6 protein-coding genes are annotated in these 7,006 nt (G+C 66.8%); all 6 read left to right on the plus strand.

Features of this window, described 5'->3' with window-relative positions:
• Positions 1 to 616 precede the first annotated feature (616 nt).
• Positions 617 to 2,080, plus strand: a complete 1,464-nt coding sequence (locus EJC49_RS19260; RefSeq protein WP_280960053.1) for an aldehyde dehydrogenase — start codon at positions 617 to 619, stop codon at positions 2,078 to 2,080.
• 60 nt (positions 2,081 to 2,140) lie between these two features.
• A complete protein-coding gene (locus tag EJC49_RS19265) occupies positions 2,141 to 3,340 on the plus strand; it encodes an amino acid ABC transporter substrate-binding protein (RefSeq protein WP_126701567.1) in 1,200 nt (399 codons plus the stop codon).
• A 123-nt stretch (positions 3,341 to 3,463) separates the two neighbouring features.
• A complete protein-coding gene (locus EJC49_RS19270) occupies positions 3,464 to 4,330 on the plus strand; it encodes a branched-chain amino acid ABC transporter permease (protein WP_126701568.1) in 867 nt (288 codons plus the stop codon).
• Positions 4,327 to 5,289, plus strand: a complete 963-nt coding sequence (locus EJC49_RS19275; protein ID WP_210211825.1) for a branched-chain amino acid ABC transporter permease — start codon at positions 4,327 to 4,329, stop codon at positions 5,287 to 5,289. Before EJC49_RS19270 ends, EJC49_RS19275 begins: the two co-directional genes overlap by 4 nt.
• 193 nt (positions 5,290 to 5,482) lie before the next feature.
• Positions 5,483 to 6,211, plus strand: a complete 729-nt coding sequence (locus EJC49_RS19280) for an ABC transporter ATP-binding protein (protein ID WP_126701569.1) — start codon at positions 5,483 to 5,485, stop codon at positions 6,209 to 6,211.
• On the plus strand, positions 6,204 to 7,006 hold an 803-nt coding region (locus tag EJC49_RS19285; protein WP_148106315.1), incomplete at its 3' end, for an ABC transporter ATP-binding protein. The genes EJC49_RS19280 and EJC49_RS19285, both read left to right, overlap by 8 nt.

The raw sequence follows: 7,006 nt of genomic DNA on the forward strand, positions 1-7,006 counted from the left end.
CCTACCGGAAAGCGCCGATGACCACCGCGCTACCCAGCTACACCACGTCCAGGGACGTCACCGTCAGCGCCCGTCGCTTTACCTTCGAGCAGCTCGTTGACGCTGCGAAGCCGTCATTCATCGGCTTCTCTCAGCGCTTGAGCACGTTTTTCCATAGGATCATATCCTCGATTGCAAGCCATATGAGGTTCGCACTTTCTCCCGTTGACTGCGCCAAAAAACATCTCGCCAAGGGACGACGTGCGGCAACCGAGCCGCTGTGCGCTGTGGCGCCTGTCCCTCCGCCGCGCTCTGGTCTACGTGTATACAGGTGCGCGCCATGGCCTGGGTTCGGGAGGGTTCGCGGCCTTCACGGGAAATTGGCTTGCGCACGACGTGCGCGGATGCTTCCAGCCGGTTGGGCGCGTCGGTCCCGCTGCGCCCATGCGCCGCAACGCCATTCATCCTGTGTATACATTTTCTCCATCACCCTCGTGACATGAGGCTTTTCTCGTCCTAACTTGCGGGGGATGGACGCCAAGAGGCGGGAAGGAGCGGAGCCGATCGGGTTTCGTCGCCCGGCGTTCGACCGGATCGCAGGCGACTGCGGCTCCAGGTTCATCGTGGGAGGATGACCATGAACGTGATGTACAGGCCCGCAGCCGCGCCCAAGGCGCCGGAGCGCTTCTTCATCGGCGGTCGCTGGGTCGAGCCGATCTCGCGCCAGACCCTGAAGGTCGTGTCGCCGACGACCGAGGAACTGCTGATCACCTATCCCGAAGCCGGGCCCGCCGACATCGACCGCGCGGTCGCGGCCGCGCGCGCGGCCTTCGACAACGGCCCCTGGCCGCGCATGGCGCCGGCCGAGCGGGCCCGCTACCTGCGCAAGGTGGCCGACCTGCTGACGGCCCGTCTCGACGAGATCGCCCATGCCTGGACCCTGCAGGTCGGCGCGCCGATCTCCCTGACCAAGAAGCTCGTCGGCCAGAACCCGACCCTGTTCAACTACTACGCCGACCTGATCGAGGCCTATCCCTTCGTCGACGAACGCAAGCGCGACGACGGCGGGCGGGTGCGCGTGGTCAAGGAGCCCGTGGGCGTCTGCGCCGCGATCACGCCATGGAACGCGCCGCTGGTGCTGCTGAGCTACAAGATTGCCGCCGGGCTGGCCGCCGGCTGCACCATGGTGGCGAAGCCCTCGCCGGAAACACCGCTCGAGGCCTACATCCTCGCCGAATGCATCGAGCAGGCGGGATTGCCCGAGGGTGTGTTCAACATCGTGCCGGCCGGCCGCGAGGGCGGCGACTACCTCGTGCGCCACAAGGGCATCGACAAGGTGGCCTTCACCGGTTCGACCGCGGCGGGCAAGCACATCGCCGCCGTCTGCGCCGAGCGCCTGGCCCGCGTCTCGCTCGAGCTCGGCGGCAAGTCGGCGGCGGTGCTGCTCGACGACGCTGACTTCACCAAGGCGCTGCCCAGCCTGATGGTCTACACCATGCCGATCACCGGCCAGGTCTGCTTCTCGCTGACCCGCATCCTGGTGCCCGAGCGCCGCGAGAAGGAATTCCTCGACCTCTATCTGGGCGCGGTCTCCGGCATCAAGGTCGGCGATCCGTTCGATCCCGCCACCCAGATGGGGCCGCTGACCATGGCGCGCCAGCGCGCCCGCGTCGAAGGCTACATCGCCACCGGCCGGGCCGAGGGCGCGCACGTCGCCTGCGGCGGCGGGCGTCCGCGCGGGCTCGACAAGGGCTTCTACGTCGAGCCGACGGTCTTCACCGGCGTCACGCCGCACATGAAGATCGTCCAGGAGGAAATCTTCGGGCCGGTGGTTTCGGTGCTCACCTATCGCGACGAGGACGACGCCGCCGACAAGGCCAACAACTCCGCCTTCGGGCTGAGCGGCGCCGTCTATTCGTCCGACCCGGAGCGCGGCTATCGCATGGCGCGGCGCATGCGCACCGGCAGCGTCACGGTCAACGGCATGATCGTCGATCCCAAGCATCCCTTCGGCGGCTTCAAGCAGTCCGGCATGGGACGCGAGGGCGGACCCGAAGGTCTCGACAACTATGTGGAGACCAAGACCATCCACTTCGCCTGACGGACGACGGTCCGGGGGCGACCTATACAGCAACGACTGAACGGCATCAGGGAGGAAACCATGCTGAGACGTACATTCATCGCACTGGCCGCGTCCGCGGCGGCCATCATGGCCGCAGGCGCACCGGCTTTCGCACAGGACGTGATCCGGCTCGGCGCCAGCGCGCCGAAATCGGGTCCGCTCGCCGGCGGCGCCGCCGTGACCCACTGGCCCAACATCCAGCTCTGGATGAAGGAAGTGAACGATGCCGGCGGTCTCAAGGTCGGCGACAAGCAGATGAAGCTCGAACTCATCGAGTATGACGACAAGACCAATGGCGAGGAGGCGATCAAGAACATCCAGCGTCTCGCCACGGTCGACAAGGTCGACTTCATCGTCACGCCCTACTCGACCGGCCTGAACATCGCCACCGCGCCGATCATCGCGCGCTACGGCTATCCGCACATCACGACCAGCGCGGCCACCGACGGCGTGACCGAGTTCGCCAAGCGCTGGCCGAACTCGTTCTGGATGCTCGGCACCTCGAGCCAGCTCGCCAACGGCGTGGTCCAGGCGCTGACCAAGCTCAAGGACGCCGGCGCGATCGGCAACAAGGTGGCCCTGGTCAACGTGGCCGATGCCTTCGGCCTGGAACTCGTCGGCGCTGCCAAGCCGGCCATTACGGCGGCCGGTTTCGAGATCGTCTATGAGAGCTCCTATCCGCTCGGCACGCAGGACCTCGCTCCGGTCATCAGCGGCGCCAAGGCTGCGGCGCCCGACGCGTTCGTGGCGTTCTCCTATCCGGGCGACACCTTCGCGCTCACCGAGCAGGCGCAGGTGCAGGGCCTCGAGGTCGGCGCCTTCTACACCGGCGTCGGCACCGCGTTCCCGGCCTTCGCCGGCCGCTTCAAGGAAGCCGCGAACGGCATCCTGGGCATCGGCGGCGTCAATTCCGAGGACGAGGCCGTCAAGGCCTACCTTGCCAAGCACCAGGAAGTGACCGGCGCGACCCCCGACTACTGGGCGTCGGCGACCACCTATGCCGGTCTCCAGGTGCTCGGCCAGGCGATCGAGAAGGCCGGTTCGCTCGACAAGGCGGCCGTGGTGGAGGCGATCCGCACCGGCACCTTCGACACCATCATCGGCCAGATCTCGATGCCGGAGAACGTCAACAGGAACGTGTGGACGGTCGGCCAGTGGGACAACGGCATCTTCAAGGCCGTCGCGGCCGATGGTCTGCCGGTCGCCGGCGATCCGGTGAAGAAGCCGGCCTGGCAGTAATGGTCTGAGGTCGGCCATCATCGCCCGATCCTGAGGTCACGAGGCGAGGGGGACGGGCTACGGGCGGGAATTGCGGGGGGCAGTTCCCGCCCGGACTTTCAATCAGGACCAGATCGCACGCAGATGAACATCATCGTCACCGGCATCCTGCTCAGCGGTACCTACGCCCTCGTGGCGCTGGGACTCACGCTCCAGTACGGCGTTGCCCGCATCATGAATCTCAGCAATGGCGAGACGCTGGTCGCGGCCTGTTTCGTGGCCTTCTGGCTCTATACCGGCTTCGCGATCAATCCGCTGGTCGGCATGCTGATCATCGCGCCCGCCGCCTTCGCCATCAACTGGGGCATCTATGCGTTCGCGCTGCAGCCGCTGGTCAAGCGAGCGAAGAATCGCGGCCAGCTCGAGGTGGATTCCATCCTCGCGACCTTCGGCCTGCTGTTCCTGATGCAGGGCCTGATGATCCTCTTCTTCGGCGGCGAGTACCGCTCCTACACATTCCTGGCCGAGCGCTTCGACATCTTCGGCAACGCCTACGGGCTGAACCGCGTCGTCGCCTTCGTGGCGGCCGCCATCATCGCCGTCGGGCTCTGGTTCTTCCTCTATCGCACGCGCCGGGGAACCGCCCTTCGCGCGGTGGCCGTCGACCCGACCTCGGCCAACCTCGTGGCGATCGACGTCGCCCGCACGGCCGCCTTCGCCTTCGCATTGGGCGGAGCGCTGACCGCCTGCGGCGGCGCGCTGCTCTCGACATTCTACACCTTCAACGCCTCGATGGGCGTCGTCTTCACGATGAAGGCGCTGATCATCGTCATCATGGGCGGCGTGGGCGACGTGCGCGGCGCGGTGCTCGCCGCCCTGATTCTCGGCGTCTCCGAGACCTTCGTGGCGAGCGTCATCGATCCGGGCCTGACGCTGGCCGCGACCTATGGGCTGTTCATCCTCGTCCTGCTGTTTAGGCCGCAAGGCATCTTCGGGAGGGCGCAGACATGATGGGCCTGACCTCGCAGGAGACCAAAGGCCTCGGTCTCGGCGCGCTGCTGATCGCGATTGCCGCGCTTCTGCCGCTGTTCGACGACGGCTTCTACCTGTCGATCTCGGTCAACATCGTGCTCTACGCGGCGCTCTGCACTTCGTGGGCGCTGTTTTCGGGTCCCACCCATTACGTGTCGCTGGCCACCGCCGCCTTCTATGGGCTCGGCACCTACTCGGTCGGGCTCGGCATCGAGGTGCTGCCCTATCCGCTGCTGCTCGCGATCGCCGCCGGTGTCGGCGCGATCATGGCCGGTCTCGTCGGGGCGGCGACGCTGCGCATCTCGGGCGTCTACTTCGTCATCTTCACCTTTGGCCTCGCTGAACTGGTGCGCCAGCTCGTCACCTGGACACAGACCAAGTTCTCGACCGCGATGGGCCTCTACGTGTTCACGGAAATGACCGAGAGCCACATCTACTGGATGCTGCTCGCGCTCACCGGCGTGGTGTTCCTCACCAGCTTCCTGATCGCCCGATCGAGGCTCGGCTTCGCCATGACCGTCATCGGCAACGACGAGACGGTGGCCCGTCACGTCGGCATCGACACGGCGCGGTCGAAGATCATCCTGTTCATGATCTCGGGCGCCTTCATCGCCATCGCGGGCGCCATCACCGCGCCGCGCTACATCTATATCGAGCCGCCGTCGGCCTTCAATCCGATGATCTCCTTCCTCGTCGTCATCATGGCGCTGCTCGGCGGCACCAAGCGCCTCTGGGGCCCGCTCGTCGGCGTCATCCCCTTCACCATCGTCATGGACTTCATCTCGTCCAATTTCCCCAACCACACCATGATCGTGGTCGGCCTCGCCTTCCTGGCGATCGTCTACCTGATCCCGCACGGCGTGACCGGACTGCTGGAAGACATGCAGGCCCGCTGGAAGAAGCGAGCGGCGCCGGTCGTCGAGGAGAAACCGGCATGATGGACGTGGCGTTTGCCAAGGCACCTCCACCCCTCACCCCTCCCCACAAGGGGGAGGGGGGCGTCAACGTTGGCGCCTGCCGACGCGTGCGGATGCTTGTGTCAGGCGCGAGCCTTACCAAATCCCCCTCCCCCTTGTGGGGAGGGGTAAGGGGTGGGGATAGGTTACCGACGATCGCGATGGAGCGCCGGGCATGACCGCAGCCCTGTCGATCCGCGCCGCGCGCAAGGCCTTCGGCGGACTGGTCGCGGTCAACGACGTGTCCTTCGAGGTCAAGCAGGGCGAACTGCTCGGCCTGATCGGCCCGAACGGCTCGGGCAAGACGACGATGCTGAACCTGATTTCCGGCGCGCTTCCGCCGACGGCGGGCGAAATCCTGCTCGACGGCAGGCGCATTTCCGGCCTGCCCGCGCATGCGATCGCCAGGCAGGGTGTGTCGCGCACCTTCCAGCTGGTTCGCGTACTGCCCTCGCTCGACGCCGAGGAAAACGTCATGTCGGGCGCCGTCTTCGGCCATGTCCGGCTCTGGGGCGAGGATGCCCGACGTGTCGCGCGCGTCATGCTCGATCGCGTGGGACTGGGCGAACGCGCCCATATGCCGGTCGCCGCGATGACCTACATCGACCAGAAGCGGGTCGAGCTCGCCCGTGCGCTCGCCGCCAATCCGCGCGTGCTGCTGCTCGACGAATGGCTGGCCGGCCTGAACCCCAGCGAACTCCAGATCGGCATCTCGCTGATCGACGAACTGCGCCACGAAGGCCGCACCATCGTCATGGTCGAGCACGTGATGGACGCCATCCGTTCGCTTTGCGACCGTTGCGTGGTGATGAGTTCGGGGCGCATGATCGCCGAGGGCGGGGTTGCGGAGACGCTGTCCGATCCGGAGGTGGTTCGCGCCTATCTGGGAGACGACGATGCTTGAGGTGCAGGGCCTCTCCGTCAGCTACGGCCGGCACCGCGCGCTGGAAGGCGTCGGCGTCAAGGTCTCCAAGGGCGAAATCTGCGTCATCCTGGGCGCCAACGGCGCCGGCAAGTCGACGCTGCTGAAGGCCATCGCCGGCATGGTGAAGCCCGAAACCGGCGCGCGGATCACGATGAACGGCCACGTCATCGCCGGCATGAAGCCGCACAAGATCGTCGAGGAGGGCATCGCGCTCGTGCCCGAAGGGCGCGGCATCTTCGGCGATCTCACCGTGGCCGAGAACCTGCAGCTCGGCGCCTTCGCCAATCGTGCCCGACGCCATGAGCGCGAAACGCTGGATCTGATCTACCGGCTGTTCCCGCGCCTGGCGGAGCGCAAGCGCCAGATCGCGCGCACCATGTCGGGCGGCGAGCAGCAGATGGTGGCGATCGGCCGCGCGCTGATGTCGAAGCCCGACATCCTGATGCTCGACGAGCCGTCGCTCGGCCTGTCGCCGCTCTTGACGAAGGAACTGTTCCGCTCCTTGAAGGAGGTGGCCGCCACCGGCGTCGGCATCCTGATGGTGGAGCAGAACGCGCGCCAGAGCCTCGCCATCGCCGACCGGGGCGTGCTGATCGAGAACGGCCTTGTCACGGGCGAGGGCCGCGCCGCCGATCTCGCCACCGACCCGGCCGTCGTCAACGCCTACCTGGGCGGCGGCGCGAAGGCCGCGCCGAAGCCCGCGGCAGCCGCCTCGGGCTTCCTGCCGTCGATCAAGCTGCCGCCGGCGCTGAAGCTGCCGCTCGACCCGGCCGC

The organism is Aquibium carbonis (assembly GCF_003970795.1).
Taxonomy (GTDB): domain Bacteria; phylum Pseudomonadota; class Alphaproteobacteria; order Rhizobiales; family Rhizobiaceae; genus Aquibium; species Aquibium carbonis.

Bases quoted from the DNA above. Each gene is read 5' to 3' on its own strand.
- EJC49_RS19280 (WP_126701569.1), top strand. From the start codon at position 5,483: ATGACCGCAGCCCTGTCGATCCGCGCCGCGCGCAAGGCCTTCGGCGGA.
- EJC49_RS19270 (WP_126701568.1), top strand. From the start codon at position 3,464: ATGAACATCATCGTCACCGGCATCCTGCTCAGCGGTACCTACGCCCTC.
- EJC49_RS19275 (WP_210211825.1), top strand. From the start codon at position 4,327: ATGATGGGCCTGACCTCGCAGGAGACCAAAGGCCTCGGTCTCGGCGCG.
- EJC49_RS19260 (WP_280960053.1), top strand. From the start codon at position 617: ATGAACGTGATGTACAGGCCCGCAGCCGCGCCCAAGGCGCCGGAGCGC.
- EJC49_RS19265 (WP_126701567.1), top strand. From the start codon at position 2,141: ATGCTGAGACGTACATTCATCGCACTGGCCGCGTCCGCGGCGGCCATC.